Source organism: Butyrivibrio proteoclasticus P6B7, assembly GCF_000622085.1.
Taxonomy (GTDB): Bacteria; Bacillota; Clostridia; order Lachnospirales; family Lachnospiraceae; genus Butyrivibrio; species Butyrivibrio proteoclasticus_A.
This window is the reverse complement of the sequence record NZ_JHWL01000010.1, coordinates 22,689-38,361: the sequence shown is the minus strand read 5'-3', so window position 1 is coordinate 38,361 and position 15,673 is coordinate 22,689. Positions and strand designations below refer to the sequence as shown.

The following is a 15,673-nucleotide window of genomic DNA, read 5'->3' as shown; positions in this document are numbered from 1 at the left end:
ATCAGTTTAGCATTATAATTTTTACTAGTTGTTTATGGAGGAAAGAGATGAAAAAGGGACTGGGGATCTTCAATAAGAAAAGTCGCAAGCCTCGCTTCGAGGACGATTACCGTGATTATGACAGGGATTATGAGGACTTCGATGAGGAGTTCGATCCTGACGATGACTTCGATATGAAGTATGAAGATGAATATGATGATTTCGACGATTATGATCCAGATGAGGATGATGATCGTGACTTTGAGCGCGATGAAGATGACTACGATCGTGAAGATGATTATGACCGCGACGAAGACTACCGCGATGACGACAGGTATGAGGATGATTACGACCGCGACGATTATCGCGATGAGGACGATTATCCAGAGGAAGAGTATGACCGCGAGCCAGTTGATCGCTATGAGAAGGCTGAGCGCGGATCCGACAACGTGGTAGCATTTCCTGATAAAAGAGCTATCGACGATGAGGATGACTATCGCAATGAAGATAGATATGAAGATGACTACGACCGCAACGACTATCGCGTTGAGGATGATGTAGAAGACTTCGACGAAGCATACGCTGACGACGATAGAGATTATCGCGATGACGACAGGTATGACGATAGGTATGATGACGAGTATCCAGAAGACGACAGATACGACGACAGGTACGATGACGAGTATCCGGAAGACGACAGATACGATGACAGGTACGAAGACGATTACTACGAGGATGACGAGGATCGTGAGTACGATGCCTATGCTCCTAAGAAAAAGAAGTCTCGTAGCAAAAAGAGATCTCGCAGAGATGCAGAGGATACTTTCTTTGGAACTCTTTTACTTAAGATCAGAACATCAAGCGCTGCAGAGAGGATAGCTGCTGGCTTTGCAATTATCCTTTTGGCTGCGGCTGTTGCAACTGGTGCATTCTACAGAAATGTTTCTGTAAAGTCTCAGCAGATCAACGCATTCAACGACGTAGGAAATACTCTTGGCGACGTTGAGATGGTTGGACAGAGCGGACTTGTAGCTATCGCTGATGCGGAGAAGGCTAAGGCTCTGGCAGCAGGCCTCATCGAGGAAGAGGAAGAAGAGGAAGTTGTAGCTGATGACGCAGAGGGCGTTACAATCCAGATGACCCTTACAACCATCAAGAGTGATCTTAAGGTTAAGTTCATCAACTCAGAGACCAAGAAGCTTGTAGGAAGCGTTCCATTTGAGATCACAGTTGTTAATCCAGATGGCACAAAGGTTACCTACAACGATGATGATAAAGACGGAATCATCTACAAGACTGGACTTGTAAAGGGTACCTACAAGGTAACTCCTAACGCACTTCCAGCAGATTATTCAAATTACTCTCTTGAAACATCAACTAAGAGCATTGAAATCAAAGATACTGTTGAGATGAAGGCAGTTGATGTATCTAACGAGGTTAAGAAAGAGTCACAGGTTAACGTAGCTCAGGAAGATACTGCTGTTAAGACAGAGGTTGAGTCAAAGCTTGAGGATACAGTTGAGTGGGTTGATTCAAGAATTGAAGAAGGCGGCGAGACTGGAGAAGTTAGCTACGAAAAGGTAGATAACTCAAAGGTTGTGGATCCTTCTAAGACTGCAAGTGCAGATAATGGCGATATCAAGAAGCTTGCCAGGGGAAGAGGTACAGACACTTCTATAGATGCTTCAACAGAAAAGAGCACTAAGGCTGATGATTCTGGTAACACCAATAGTGGAAACACAGGTGGCGGTTCAAGTTCAAGCCAGCCTTCAGATAATCCTGGAGAGGGTGGTGGAAACACTGGTGGAAACACAGAACAGCCTAAGCAGGATATTAAGCCTGGCAAGGATTCAATAACACTTGAGTATGGAGCATCTGAGACTATTTCCACAAATGTAAGTGGAAGTATTAGTGCTTCATCAAGCAATTCTTCAGTTGTTTCTGTAACAACAAGTGGCAGCAGCTTTACAGTTAAGGGTGAGAGCGCTGGTACAGCGACAATCACTATTTCAGCTGATAAGTATAATGATGCGAAGGTTACAGTTACAGTAAAAGAAAAACAGAAGGGCAACATTACAGTTGCATCTGAAACTGGTGTTAAGGTTGGCGAGACCAAGAGCCTTGGTGCTTCAGGTCCATCATCCATGACATACAAGAGTAGTGATACAAATGTAGTTACCGTTGATGGTAGTGGTAACATTACTGGTGTGAAAAAAGGAACAGCAAACATCACTATTACAGCAACAGACTACAACGACGCTACAGTAAAAGTAACAGTTACAGATAGTGGTTCAGTTCCTCTTACAAGCACATCAATCAGTCTTGCAGAGGGTGAGTCAGTCAAGATCACATCTGGTTCACTGGCACTTACATTTGCTTCTAAGGACACAGCCATTGCCACAGTTGATAAGGACGGTAATGTGAAGGGTGTTAAGGAAGGTAAGACAGAAATCACAGTATCTTCAAAGGGTTACTCAGATACAGTCGTTACAGTAACAGTAACCAAGAAGAGCGGAGATAAGGTGCCTCTTAACGAGTCTACAATCACTCTCTATGAGAAGAAGACTCAGAAGATCACAGCTAAGGACACATCCCTTAAGCTTAAGTTCGTATCCAGCAATACAGCAATCGCTACAGTTGCAGAGGATGGAACAGTTACAGCAGTAGCGGTTGGTAAGGCTACAATCACTGTTTCATGTGACAAGTATGCAGATGCTACAGTTGAGGTGACAGTTCTTTCTAACAAGGAACTTAAAGATACTGAAGGAAATACACTTTACGTTCTTGAGAATGGTCAGTATCGCGTAGCAACAGCTACTGACTACAAGAAGGACGGAACATACTACAAGCAGATCAAGAAGACTAACAAGACTTACTACGGTTGGCAGACAATCGATGGAAAGACCTATTTCTTTGATAAGAATGGTAATAAGGTTACTGGCGAGCAGGTAATCATGGGCGCTAAGTACACATTCAACGGTGATGGAGTTCTTTCTTCAACATCCGGAACAATGGGTATCGACGTAAGTAAGTGGAATGGCACAATTGACTGGAAGGCAGTTAAGAACTCAGGTGTAAGCTTTGTTATCATCAGATGTGGATACAGAGGATCATCACAGGGTGCTCTTATTGAGGATGCTAAGTTCAAGTCAAACATCAATGGCGCTTTAAATGCCGGACTTAAGGTTGGTGTTTACTTCTTTACACAGGCTGTCAACGAGGTTGAGGCTGTAGAAGAGGCTTCAATGGTAATCAGCCTTTGCAAGGGATATAACATTTCATTCCCTGTATATCTTGATGTTGAGGCCAGCAACGGCCGTGGTGATGCTATCAGCTCAAGCCAGAGAACAGCTAATATCAAGGCCTTCTGTGGAACAATTCAGAATGCTGGATATAGAGCTGGTGTATACGGCAACAAGACATGGCTTTCAAGCTACATGAATACAGCGTCTCTTACAGGCTTTAAGATTTGGCTTGCACAGTACGCTGCAGCTCCTACATATTCAGCAACAAGATATGATATGTGGCAGTATTCATCTAAGGGTAGAGTTTCTGGAATTAACGGAAACGTTGATATGAACATCTGCTACTAATGAATTAAAATCAAATTTAAGCACATGGCTTTTAAATCACAAAGCCATGTGCTTTTTAGATGGAAAAACAATGCCATCAAAAATGCCTCAAATACCGAGAAGTACTGACATACTGAAATAATTTTGTCTATCTATGGTGCTTGTGTTATACTATATCGGTAAAAGTATGCTTAAAATGAAAGAAGAAAGGGATATATATAAATGAGAACATATTTAGTGACCGGTGGAGCTGGCTTTATTGGTTCTAACTACATACATTACATGTTTAAGAAGTATGACAACGAGATTAGAATCATTAACGTTGACGTACTTACTTATGCAGGTAATCTTGAGAACCTTAAGGATGTAGAGAACAGAGACAACTATACATTCGTTAGAGCAGATATCTGCGACAGAGATGCTATCAACAAGATCTTTGAAGAGAATGACATCGACAGAGTTGTACATTTCGCAGCAGAGAGCCACGTTGACAGATCTATTGTCAACCCAGAAGTTTTCGTTCAGACTAACGTTCTTGGAACAGCTACAATGCTTAACGCAGCTAAGAAGGCATGGGAGCTTCCAGACGGTTCTTTCAAGGAAGGCAAGAAGTTCCTTCACGTTTCTACAGATGAAGTTTATGGATCACTTCCAGAGGATCCTAATGCATATTTCTATGAGGATACACCATACGATCCTCACAGCCCATATTCAGCAAGTAAGGCAAGTTCAGATATGCTTGTAAAGGCTTATATGGATACATATAAGTTCCCTGCAAACATCACTAACTGCTCTAATAACTACGGACCTTACCAGTTCCCAGAGAAGCTCATTCCTCTTATTATCAACAACGCTTTATCAGGAAAGGATCTCCCTGTCTATGGTGATGGTAAGAATGTTCGTGACTGGCTCTTTGTAGAAGATCACGCTAAGGCTATCGACATGGTTCAGGAAAAAGGTAGACTCTTTGAAACTTACAATGTCGGTGGACACAATGAGAAGCAGAACATCGAGATCGTTAAGACTATTATCGATGTTCTTAGAGAAGAGCTTGATGACTCAGATCCAAGAAAAGCACACCTTTCATACGATCTTATTAAGTATGTAGCAGATAGAAAGGGTCACGACAGACGTTACGCTATCGCTCCTGATAAGATTAAGTCAGAAATTGGTTGGGAACCTGAGACAATGTTCAAAGAGGGTATCCGTAAGACAATCAAGTGGTACTTCAACAATATGGACTGGATGAAGAATGTTACATCCGGTGATTATGAAAAGTACTATGAGAAGATGTACGCAAATAAGTAATTAAGGAGAACTATCAATGAAGGGAATTATTTTAGCAGGCGGTTCAGGAACAAGACTTTATCCTTTGACACGTGCGATGTCTAAGCAGATGATGCCAGTTTATGACAAGCCTATGATCTATTATCCACTGTCAACTCTTATGTTGGCTGGTATTAGAGAAGTTCTCATTATTTCTACACCAAGAGATCTTCCTATGTTTGAGGAACTCTTTGGAACAGGTGAGCAGCTTGGTATGCACTTTGAGTACGCAGTTCAGGATCAGCCAAGAGGACTTGCTGATGCATTCATCATCGGCGCTAAGTTCATCGGAAGCGATTCTGTAGCTCTTGTTCTTGGAGACAATATCTTTTACGGTCAGAGCTTTTCTAAGCTTCTTAGAGAAGTGGCTGCAAGAGATAAGGGCGCTACAATCTTTGGTTATTATGTAAGAGATCCTAGAGCTTATGGCGTAGTTGAGTTTGATGAGAATGGTAAGGCTATCAGCATTGAAGAGAAGCCTGAGCATCCAAAGAGCAACTATGCAGTTCCAGGTCTTTACTTCTATGACAATCAGGTAGTTGATATTGCTGCCAACGTTAAGCCATCTGCAAGAGGCGAGATCGAGATCACAAGTATCAACAACGAGTACCTCAGAAGAGGCGAGCTCCGTGTTGAGACTATGGGCAGAGGTTTTGCTTGGCTTGATACAGGTAACCACGATTCTCTTCTTGATGCATCTGACTTTGTATGCGCTTTCCAGAAGAGACAGGGTCTTTATATTTCCTGCATCGAGGAGATTGCTTACAAGAGAGGATTCATCGATAAGGAGCAGCTTCTTAAGCTTGCTGAGCCTCTCATGAAGACTGATTATGGTAAGTACCTCAAGGAAGTAGCCGAGGGCCTGTAATCATTTGATTTGAACACAATCTGACAGGTTTGGTCAGATGAAATACATTCTGGAATTCCAAGGGGGATGATCTATGGACGTTAAAGTTTTCAGAATGGCACTACTGACAATTATCAGCGCAATAATTCTGGTATTTGTCATTGTCTATGCGACTAACGCAGACAAGATAAACGGCTTATTTGGTAAGGGGAATGATAAGTCAGGAAATCCTGCCACAGCTGCATCTTACATGAGCGGAGATGGAGTTATGGCTGGTGAGCAGATCGGAGACGACCTCAATGCATTTATGTACGATGAGGAATTCTTCGATGAATTAGAGAGCATTCCAGCAGTCGTTGTTATCAAGAAGAACTCATCAGGTTCTGATGGTAGCAGCGATGCTTCCAGTGATGCTTCCTCTGAGGATCAGGACGGGACAGGCATGGCAGTTCAGGGCCAGCTTTACAATCCTAACGGAGCAGGAGAGTTTACTTCTGCCAACAGTTCAGGAGCAGACGTTCCTCCAGGAGGGGATGTTCCAGGCAAGGAGCCTACAGGAACACTTCCAGGAACTTCAGTGGGAACACCACCATCAGGAAATTAAAATATACAAATGGAGAAATACAATGGGTAAGATTACAGTTGAAACATGCGAAATTGAAGGACTTAAGGTTATAACACCACAGGTTTTTGGCGATGCCAGAGGATATTTTGTAGAGACTTATAACAAGAAGGATTTTGTAGAGGCTGGAATTGACGTTGAGTTTGTTCAGGATAATCAGTCAGCAAGTAAGAGAGGCGTATTAAGAGGCCTTCACTTCCAGAAGGAGCATCCTCAGGATAAGCTTGTTCGTTGTATTAACGGTGAAGTATTTGACGTTGCTGTAGATCTTAGAAAGGAATCCAAGACTTTTGGAAAGTGGTACGGCGTTGTTCTTACAGCTGAGAACAAGAAGCAGTTCTTTATTCCAAAGGGATTTGCTCATGGATTCTTAGTTCTTTCTGATTATGCAGAGTTTGCATATAAGTGCTCTGATTTCTATCATCCTAATGATGAGGGCGGACTTCTCTGGAATGATCCAGACATCGGAGTTGAATGGCCACTTCAGGAGGGTGTTGAACTTATCTTCTCAGATAGGGATACCAAATGGGGAGGAATTAAAGAGTTTTGAATAAAGGGTTAAGAAAACTTCCCAAGCAAGCAGGCTTGGGCATTTTCTATGTATTGGCGTTTACACTTGCGCTACTACAAGTCTTACATAACAATCCGCTTGCAGACCAGCATACAGAGATGCTCAAAAAGATCTGTGGCTGTACCCTTATAGGTGTCAGCTGTATCCTGGTCTTCTTTTGGTACGACCGTTTAATGGTCCTTCCTGTGGAGCTTTTCCATTCAAGAAAGCTTATCAAGAGACTTGCAGTTAACGATTTTAAAAAGAGATATGCAGGCTCCTACATGGGTGTTTTCTGGGCTTTGGCTCAGCCTGTTGTAACTGTCTGCATGTACTATATCGTCTTTGACGTAGTATTTACAGCTAAGGCTCAGGCTGTGTCCGGAGGCGTTGAGGTTCCTTACGTACTGTTCCTTACAGCTGGTCTTGTGCCATGGTTCTTCTTTGCAGAAGCTCTCACCAACGGCACAACTTCACTTCTTGAGTACAACTATCTTGTTAAGAAAGTTCTTTTCAAGATCAGTATTCTTCCGATCATCAAGATCATAGCAGCCATGTTTATCCATGTTTTCTTTATTGGAGTTCTTTTGGTAATTGCTTGTATCTACGGTTATTATCCAAATATTTACTGGCTTCAGATCATTTATTACATGGGCTGTGAATTCATTCTGGTATTGTCCATAAGCTATGCGACCTGCGCAATTGTTGTGTTCTTTAGAGATCTTCTTCAGATCATCTCTATCGGACTTCAGCTTTTCCAGTGGGCAACACCTATTCTTTGGAATATTGCAATTATTCCTGATAAGTACAAGTGGATAGTTAAGCTCATTCCTACGACATATATTGTCGAGGGCTATAGAAACGCTGTTTACGGCGATACATGGTTCTTTGAACACTTCTATTCATCCACATATTTCTGGCTCTTCGTGGTGACAATGTTCTGTATCGGAGCACTTATCTTTAAGAGAAGTAAGCCACACTTTGCCGATATACTGTGATTTACAGGAGAAAGGAATAACCTTTAATTTCAATGGATAAGGATGTAGCAATTCAGGTAAAAGACCTGGTTAAAACCTATAAATTATATGACAAGCCAATGGACAGACTTAAGGATTCCCTTGGCCTTTCCGGTAAGAAAAAGTTCAAGGAGCACAAGGCTCTCAACAACGTTTCTCTTACGGTAAGAAAGGGCGAGACAGTAGGTATCATCGGAACCAATGGTTCTGGTAAGTCCACAATCCTTAAGATCATTACAGGAGTTCTTTCTCCAACATCTGGCGAAGTAGAGGTTAACGGCCACATTTCAGCTCTTCTTGAGCTGGGCGCTGGCTTTAACATGGAGTACAACGGAATCGACAACATCTACCTTAATGGTATGATGATCGGTTTTTCTGAGGAAGAGATCACCAAGAGACTTGATGCAATCCTTGAGTTTGCTGATATCGGAGACTACGTTTATCAGCCTGTTAAGACCTACTCAAGTGGTATGTTCGTAAGACTTGCTTTCGCTGTTGCTATCAATATCGATCCAGAGATCCTTATTGTAGATGAAGCTCTTTCTGTAGGTGATGTATTCTTCCAGGCTAAGTGTTATCACAAGTTTGAAGAGTTCAAGAAGCAGGGTAAGACTATCCTCTTCGTATCCCACGACCTGTCCAGCATCAGTAAGTACTGTGACAGAGCAGTTCTTTTAAACCAGGGTGTTCTCCTTGGCGAGGGTACACCTAAGAAGATGATCGATATCTACAAGCAGGTTCTTGTGGGACAGTATCCTCTTCCTTCAAGCGATATCGACAATCTTCTTGATGACGACGATATCAGAGAGGCTGCGGCCAAGGCTGATAAGAAGTCTACAGACAAGCTTGAGAAAAAGAGTGATGAAGAGCAGTCAATTGTTGGTGACAATCCACAGGCTCTTGAGTATGGCGATGGCTCTGCTGCTATCACAGAGGTTTATGTGACAGACAGTAATGATGTTCGCACCAACTCAATCATTAAGGGCACTGACTTCACTGTTCACATGAGAGTTGAGTTTAAGAAGGATGTGGCAGCTCCAATATTTGCCATGACCATTAAGAATATAATGGGCATAGAGATCACCGGAACTAATTCCATGGTGGAGAAGGCATTCCTTGAGCCGGTTAAGGCTGGAGAGGTAAAAGATATTTCTTTTACCCAGAAGATGTCACTTCAGGGAGGTGAGTATCTCCTTAGCTTTGGTGTAACAGGCTTTGAGCAGAATGACTTTACTGTATACCACAGACTCTATGACGCTTTGAATGTAACTGTTGTTTCTGACAAGAACACAGTTGGATATTACGACATGAATTCTACCTGTAAGGTGGTAGATGCGACATAATTAAGACCGATTTGAGGTACGAAATATGCAGGATAGCAAGATTGGTAATGTAACCCTCAATTTCAAGCACTATTCAGGTGTGGATCTCTACAGCGACGGAGCTGTTGAGAACGACCTTCTTGAAATTGTTAAGAATCATAAAAAAGAAGAGTTTGGTCAGATCATCGAAGAAAGAGGCAGCTGGCCTATTCTCTATCATCTTTCTGAGCAGAGAGCCAATATCGTTGAGTGGATCCCAATGGACCCAAATGCCAAGGTATTGGAGGTAGGCTCTGGTTGCGGCGCCATCACAGGCATGCTTGCCACCAAGGCTAAAGAGGTTGTTGCCTGCGATCTTTCCAGAAGACGTTCTGAGATCAATGCCACAAGGAATCAGGAGTTTGACAACATTACTATCCATGTGGGTAACTTCAGGGATATTGAGCCTGATCTTCCAAGGGATTTTGATTATATCTTTTTGATCGGTGTATTTGAGTATGGCCAGGGCTACATTGGCACTGACAATCCATACGAGAAGTTCCTTAAGATGCTGGGCCGTCACCTTAAAAAGGGCGGTAGAATCGTTATTGCCATCGAGAACAGACTGGGACTTAAGTATTTTGCAGGCTGTGCTGAGGATCATCTTGGAACATATTTCTCAGGTATCGAGGGATACACCACAGACAGCGTAGCTAAGACCTTTACCAGAAACGGTCTTATCAATATCTTCAAGAAGTGTGGTATGAACGACTATCACTTCTACTATCCATATCCTGATTATAAGCTGATGACTCTTTTACACTCAGATGATTATCTTCCTAAGTTTGGAGAGCTTCAGGATAATGTAAGGAATTTTGACAGGGACAGAATGGTTCTCTTTAATGAGAAGCATGCCTATGAGGACCTGGTTAAGGATGGCATGTATCAGGATTTTGCCAACTCCTTTGAGGTTATCTTAGGACCTGGTTTTGATACTATCTACAGTAAATACAGTAACGACAGAGTTGATGAGTTCAAGATTAGAACTGATATCGCCATCAGCAGAACTGGCCGCAAGGTCATTAAGAAGTTCCCTCTTACAGAGGCGGCAAAAGAGCATGTCTTTGGAATGAGAGATGCCTACGCTGGCCTTATTGAGAAGTACAGAGGCGGCGACTTGGAGATCAACGACTGTCAGGTTGATGAGAATGAGGGCTGTGCCATTTTCTCTTTTGTCAATGGCGTGCCTTTGGCTTCACTTCTTGATGAGTGCATCGATAAGGACGACATGGATTCCTTCGATGCCCTGATCAGCGAGTATCTTAAGAGAATCAAGTACAAGGAAGAATATCCTGTATCTGATTATGACCTTATCTTTTCAAATATTATGGTCAATGGCCCTATTTGGACTATAATAGATTATGAGTGGACCTATGGTAAATGCATTCCTGCCAAGGAACAGCTTTGGAGAGCTCTTTACTGCTACAGATTAGAGGACAGAAAGAGGGAAAAGTACGATCCATCAGCTATTTACAATAAGCTTGGTCTTTCTGAGGATGACATCAAGGTGCTTCTTGATGAGGAATATGCATTCCAGAAGTATGTGACAGGAAGTCGCAAATCACTGGTTGAGATCTGGAAGGATCTTGGAAGAAAGGTCATCGTACCTAAGGAAATGGCTGGAACCGCCGCTGGAGCAAGACCTGATGACTGCATTCAGATTTATCTGGATGAGGGCAATGGCTATTCAGAGGATGATTCCATTTTCCCAGAGGAGCAGTATGATGAGAAGAATACTGTAAGTCTGGATATACGTGTAACATCAGATTGCAAGGTGGTCCGCATAGATCCTGCGTTTGCACCATGTCTTGTAACCATTGTCAGAGCTACATGGAATGGGGAACTGTTATCTGACAACGTGACTGATGTGGGAATTCACCCGGTTAATGGTGAGTGGATTTCAGATGATTCCATGATATTTAATACTGGTGATCCTAACATTGAGTTTAACCTTGAAAGCGATAAGCTCAGTGTCCAGGAGCGCAATCACCTTTGTGTTAAGCTTCTTACAACTCTTATTCCTAAGAATTCTGCTGATGCCATCATCAGTTCTTTGGACGTAGGTGAGGAAGAGGAGCAGAATAAAGAGAATATCTTCAAAAAGATAGGCAGGAAAATCGCCGAGAAACGCGAAGCGCGCTACTATAAAGATGAGGAGTAATCCGGGGGTTATATGCTGAAGAGCTTTGTTAAAACAGTCCTTACAAGTACGAGAACAACTAAATATAACAAGACTGTGAAGGCTAAGTCTTCTGCCTATGACAAGTGGCAGCATGGCGTGGAGAAGCAGCCAGTACTTATGGCTGAGGCTCCTGTTAAGTATGAGACAACAGACACCGGAGAGGTTGTCCCACACAAGCTTCCAGAACCTACTGTTAAGGTGGTTCCTTACGGTAAGGTCTGGGACATCACTGACGCCAAGAACGACGAGAATGTGGTTTATATTTTTGTAAGTCCTAAGGGTAAGCTTACAAAGAGAGCTCCGGAAGTTATCAAACAGTATTTCATTGCTCATCCTGAGCATAATGTGGTATATGGAGACGAGGACGAGATTGGAAAGGGTGGCAAGTACATCCATCCATACTTTAAGCCGGACTGGTCTCCGGATTCATATCTGAACGCCTTTTATATAGGCAGCTTTTTTGCCTGCAGAGCAGCTACCTTCCATGCTTCATCACCGGAGTATGACAGCGCAGTAAGAATGCTCGGCGGAACGGCAAATAAGAAGAATTCCCCAGAACAGGTAGGACTTGAGGCATCACTTCTTTCAGCAGATGTCCTCTTTTGCATGCTTGCTATTCATGAGCACGCCTTTGCAAAAAGAACTGGTCTGGAATTCCCAATTGGTCACATCCGTGAGATTCTCTATCATAGAAATGCTGAGCAGGACGTGTTCTACGGAAGAAACTTCCATCCTTCAAGACATATGCTGCTTAAGCCAACAACTGTCAGCATCATTATTCCATCCAAGGATCATCCTGAGGTCTTAAGGCAGTGCCTTGAGTCCATCGTGGAGACCACCGGTGGAGAGCCTAACATCACCTACGATATCGTGGTGCTTGATAATGGTAGTGATGCCAAGAACCGCGTAAGATACGGCGTTTTCATTGGTAAGATCCCTAAGAAGAACGGTCTTACCAAGATTCAGTATTTATACAAGCTCTCTGAGTTTAATTTCTCAGAGATGTGCAACAAGGGTGCCAAGAATTCCCTTGGTGAGTACCTTCTTTTCCTCAATGATGATATTGAGGCTACTAAGGAAGGATGGCTACGTGAGATGGTGGCTCAGGCCCAGCTTAAGCATGTGGGCTGCGTTGGAGCTAAGCTCATCTATCCTGATACCGACCTGATCCAGCACTGCGGAATTGCCAATGTTAGAAGAGGCCCTGTGCACAAGCTTCAGAAGATGCACGACAACAAGAACCACTACTTTGGCTACAACAGAGGTATTCACAATTTCATCGGCGTTACAGCAGCCTGCATGATGATCAGCCGCGCTAAGTTTGCCAGCGTTGGGGGCTTCCCGGAGATTCTGAAGGTTGCCTTTAATGATGTGGATTTCTGCTACAGCATCCACGAGAAGGGCTATTACAACGTATGCTGTAACCACGTTTCACTTAAACATCACGAGTCTCTTTCAAGAGGCCTTGATAATATGGATCCCAAGAAGCTTGAAAGGCTTGGCAGAGAGGGCGATACCCTTATGAAGAGACATGCTCATCTGTACAACGTGGATCCTTTCTACAGTCCACATCTTACAGAGGATGAGACCATTGCGGCCATCATCCCAAGAGAGGACTACACTGCAGTTGAGGACATTCCTTATGCTAAGGCCACTATCCATGAGAAGGGCTTAAAGGGCATAAGAGAGGATCAGTGCCTGAGAGTTGGCTGTGAGTACAATGGAACTCTGGATAACTGGCTCTATGGCGTCAACGCAGAGGGTAACGAAGAGGGCTATTACCTTAAGGGCTATAGTTTCGTAATCGGATCCGATAATGCTCTCTTTGAAAAGAGATTGCTCCTTAGGCTGGTTGAGAGATATCAGGACGGAGCAGGTCCGGCTGGGCCAAGGGTTTACAGCTTCCCAATCTACACCTGGTACAGGCCTGACATCAGAGTAAGACTTCAGGATCAGGTTAATGTTGACCTTACAGGTTATAAGGTTAAAATTAGAAAGGGCGTTCTGACACCTGGTTATTACCAGATCGGAATGATGGCTATAGACAAGACAAGCAGGCTTAAGCTCGTTAACTGGGTGCCTAACATTTTAAATGTGCACTGATGCGGGCTTGAACAGGCCTTAAGAATAATAAGTAGAATTAGTAGTTAGGAAATAGTAATGGCAGAAGAGAAAGATTATAAAGCAGCATACGAAAGAGAAAAGCTTAAGACAGCTGATCTTGCTGAGAAGGTAGCGGTGCTTGAGAATAAGAACCAGGAGCTTGAGTTCAAGCTTAACAGGATCAAGAACAATCCTATCTGGAAGGCATCCACTCCCTTTAGGAAGAGTATGCACTTTGTTATTAGACAACGAGACAGAATAAGGAATCAGGGCTCCCTTAAGGGTGTCATCGCCAAGATCAAGTACAAGCAGATTGAGAAGAAGGCCATGACCCACTACGGTACAGAGAGCTTCCCTGACGAGGCTACACGTAAGGCTCAGCAGGAGACTGTGTTTGACAACATGGTCCTTGTTTCAATCCTGGTGCCACTTTACAACACACCAGAGAAGTTCCTTCGCGACATGATCGGATCTGTTCTTGATCAGACCTACGGCAACTGGCAGCTTTGCCTTGCTGACGGTTCAGATGATCAGCACGTAGGCACAGTTTCAGCTATTGTAAAAGAGCTATCAGCTGACCAAAGGGCTTTGAGAGCAGATGGAAGCTGCAAGATTTCCTATCAGAAGCTTGAAAAGAACGAGGGAATCGCAGGCAACACCAACCACTGCCTTGAAATGGCTGAGGGTACTTATATAGGTCTTTTTGACCACGATGATATTCTTCATCCAGAGGCTCTTTACTGGTATGTAAAGGCCATCAACGAGGAGAATGCAGATTACATCTACTGTGATGAGACCACCTTCAAGGGCGACGACATCAACAAGATGATAACCATGCACTTTAAGCCGGATTATGCAATTGATAATCTTCGTGCTAATAACTATATCTGTCATTTCAGTGTATTTAAAAGAGATCTTTTGGAGGGCACAGAGCTCTTCAGAACTAAGTTTGACGGAAGCCAGGACCACGACATGATCTTAAGGCTTACCGATGAAGCTAAGCACATCGTCCACATACCTAAGCTTCTTTATTATTGGAGAAGCCATGCGGGTTCTGTGGCATCTGATATCAGTGCTAAGCCTTATGCCATTGATGCGGCAAAGGGTGCTGTGGCAGACCATCTGCGTCGTCACGGCTATGAGCACTTCAAGATCACAAGTACAAGGGCCTTTGAGACTATCTTCAAGATCACCTATGAGGTGGAGGGTAATCCTAAGGTTTCCATCGTGATCCCTAGCTGTGAGCACGAGGAAGACCTTAAAAGGTGCATTACATCTATATTTGAGAAGTCTGTCTATGACAACTACGAGATCATCGTGGTTGAAAATGGCAGCACAGGTACCGGAGTTAAGGCTTATTACGATGAGCTCAGGACCGGTCCACTTAAGGATATCGTTAAGGTTGTGGACTATTATGAGAACGGCCAGCACCTTAATGCTGACGGCTCCAAGCCAGCCTTTAACTATTCAGCAGTAGTAAACTACGGTGTTAAGCAGTCTACCGGAGATTACATAGTTCTTTTGAACAATGATACAGAGGTTATTACCGTTAACTGGATCGAGGAGCTTCTGATGTATGCTCAGCGTAAGGATGTGGGCGCCGTTGGTGGCAAGCTCTACTTCCCAGACCGCAAGATCCAGCACGCAGGCGTGGTTCTCAAGCTTGGAGCTCACAGAACTGCAGGACATTCCCACTATGGCCAGGCCGGAATGAACCTTGGCTACATGGGAAGACTTTGCTATGCCCAGGATGTCAGCGCTGTTACAGGTGCTTGCCTCATGGTGAGCCGAGCTAAGTACGATGAGGTGGGCGGTTTTGATGAGTCCTTCCAGGTAAGTCTTAACGACGTGGACTTCTGCCTTAAGCTCAGGGAAAAGAACTATCTCAACGTATTTACACCATTTGCAGAGCTCTATCACTACGAGTCTCTTTCAAGAGGTCTCGATCTTGAGGGGGAGAATGCCAAGAGATACGAGGGAGAGTCCGAGCACTTCAGAACTAAGTGGAAAGAGGTGCTGGATAAGGGAGATCCTTACTACAATCCTAACTTCTCTCTTGATAGAAGCGACTTTAGCTTAAATGTGGAGGGTTACTCAAGCCTAAGGACGCAGTAA

Annotated in this window: 10 protein-coding genes; all 10 read left to right on the top strand. The window is 43.6% G+C overall.

Annotated features, from left to right (window positions below; all coding sequences use genetic code 11):
• Positions 1-47 precede the first annotated feature (47 nt).
• Complete coding sequence (locus T541_RS20695; protein ID WP_051538167.1) at positions 48-3,572, top strand: GH25 family lysozyme; 3,525 nt, start codon at positions 48-50, stop codon at positions 3,570-3,572.
• A gap of 201 nt (positions 3,573-3,773) precedes the next feature.
• Positions 3,774-4,859 carry a dTDP-glucose 4,6-dehydratase gene (gene rfbB, locus T541_RS0108535; protein ID WP_026652323.1) on the top strand — a complete coding sequence of 362 codons (1,086 nt, stop codon included), beginning with the start codon at positions 3,774-3,776 and terminating at the stop codon, positions 4,857-4,859.
• 16 nt (positions 4,860-4,875) lie between these two features.
• Positions 4,876-5,745, top strand: a complete 870-nt coding sequence (rfbA, locus tag T541_RS0108530) for a glucose-1-phosphate thymidylyltransferase RfbA (RefSeq protein WP_026652322.1) — start codon at positions 4,876-4,878, stop codon at positions 5,743-5,745.
• 73 nt (positions 5,746-5,818) lie between these two features.
• A complete protein-coding gene (locus T541_RS0108525) occupies positions 5,819-6,328 on the top strand; it encodes a hypothetical protein (protein WP_026652321.1) in 510 nt (169 codons plus the stop codon).
• Between the two features lie 22 nt (positions 6,329-6,350).
• Positions 6,351-6,896 (top strand): dTDP-4-dehydrorhamnose 3,5-epimerase, encoded by a 546-nt coding sequence (gene rfbC, locus T541_RS0108520; protein WP_026652320.1) that lies wholly within the window; start codon positions 6,351-6,353, stop codon positions 6,894-6,896.
• Positions 6,893-7,894 (top strand): ABC transporter permease, encoded by a 1,002-nt coding sequence (locus T541_RS0108515; RefSeq protein WP_034466575.1) that lies wholly within the window; start codon positions 6,893-6,895, stop codon positions 7,892-7,894. The genes rfbC and T541_RS0108515 overlap by 4 nt, the downstream gene beginning before the upstream one ends.
• Before the next feature lie 32 nt (positions 7,895-7,926).
• On the top strand, positions 7,927-9,255 hold the full coding sequence (locus tag T541_RS0108510) for an ABC transporter ATP-binding protein (RefSeq protein ID WP_026652318.1): 1,329 nt from the start codon (positions 7,927-7,929) through the stop codon (positions 9,253-9,255).
• Positions 9,256-9,280: 25 nt separating this feature from the next.
• On the top strand, positions 9,281-11,434 hold the full coding sequence (locus tag T541_RS21105) for a class I SAM-dependent methyltransferase (RefSeq protein ID WP_081779913.1): 2,154 nt from the start codon (positions 9,281-9,283) through the stop codon (positions 11,432-11,434).
• A 12-nt stretch (positions 11,435-11,446) separates the two neighbouring features.
• On the top strand, positions 11,447-13,558 hold the full coding sequence (locus tag T541_RS0108500) for a glycosyltransferase (protein WP_026652317.1): 2,112 nt from the start codon (positions 11,447-11,449) through the stop codon (positions 13,556-13,558).
• A gap of 57 nt (positions 13,559-13,615) precedes the next feature.
• Positions 13,616-15,673, top strand: a complete 2,058-nt coding sequence (locus tag T541_RS0108495; RefSeq protein WP_034466572.1) for a glycosyltransferase family 2 protein — start codon at positions 13,616-13,618, stop codon at positions 15,671-15,673.

Bases quoted from the DNA above. Each gene is read 5' to 3' on its own strand.
- T541_RS20695 (WP_051538167.1), top strand. From the start codon at position 48: ATGAAAAAGGGACTGGGGATCTTCAATAAGAAAAGTCGCAAGCCTCGC.
- rfbB (WP_026652323.1), top strand. From the start codon at position 3,774: ATGAGAACATATTTAGTGACCGGTGGAGCTGGCTTTATTGGTTCTAAC.
- rfbA (WP_026652322.1), top strand. From the start codon at position 4,876: ATGAAGGGAATTATTTTAGCAGGCGGTTCAGGAACAAGACTTTATCCT.
- T541_RS0108525 (WP_026652321.1), top strand. From the start codon at position 5,819: ATGGACGTTAAAGTTTTCAGAATGGCACTACTGACAATTATCAGCGCA.
- rfbC (WP_026652320.1), top strand. From the start codon at position 6,351: ATGGGTAAGATTACAGTTGAAACATGCGAAATTGAAGGACTTAAGGTT.
- T541_RS0108510 (WP_026652318.1), top strand. From the start codon at position 7,927: ATGGATAAGGATGTAGCAATTCAGGTAAAAGACCTGGTTAAAACCTAT.
- T541_RS21105 (WP_081779913.1), top strand. From the start codon at position 9,281: ATGCAGGATAGCAAGATTGGTAATGTAACCCTCAATTTCAAGCACTAT.
- T541_RS0108500 (WP_026652317.1), top strand. From the start codon at position 11,447: ATGCTGAAGAGCTTTGTTAAAACAGTCCTTACAAGTACGAGAACAACT.
- T541_RS0108495 (WP_034466572.1), top strand. From the start codon at position 13,616: ATGGCAGAAGAGAAAGATTATAAAGCAGCATACGAAAGAGAAAAGCTT.